1 protein-coding gene is annotated in these 298 nt (G+C 55.0%); it reads left to right on the forward strand.

Annotated elements, in window-relative coordinates:
- The first annotated feature begins 17 nt into the window (after positions 1 to 17).
- Positions 18 to 296 carry a hypothetical protein gene (locus tag RTW80_RS28600; protein ID WP_058691265.1) on the forward strand — a complete coding sequence of 93 codons (279 nt, stop codon included), beginning with the start codon at positions 18 to 20 and terminating at the stop codon, positions 294 to 296.
- Positions 297 to 298 lie beyond the last annotated feature (2 nt).

Genomic DNA, 298 nt, shown 5'->3' on the forward strand with positions numbered 1-298 from the left:
GGGCAGGAGAGCACCGAATGTCACTAAGACACGATGCAGTGGTGCCGGGAATGCCTCACCGCATGACTGGCTACAATGCTGAAACCAAAGGCTGCGACGAAGATGTGAATCGCCTCTGTCAGCTGTACCCTGAAATTGCATCATGGCAACCGGAGCTGATTGTCGGTGCCTGGCGTCAGTGGTGCGTGGAGAACCAGCTTCAGCCGATAGCGCTGGAAAAACGTGATGAGGCGTTTCCCTTCTACCTCGTCAGGCTTATCCGCAACAGAATGGAGGAGATGAACGCATGGCGCTAATC

The organism is Escherichia sp. AM3 (assembly GCF_032029835.1).
GTDB classification, from domain to species: domain Bacteria; phylum Pseudomonadota; class Gammaproteobacteria; order Enterobacterales; family Enterobacteriaceae; genus Escherichia; species Escherichia coli.

Bases quoted from the DNA above. Each gene is read 5' to 3' on its own strand.
- RTW80_RS28600 (WP_058691265.1), top strand. From the start codon at position 18: ATGTCACTAAGACACGATGCAGTGGTGCCGGGAATGCCTCACCGCATG.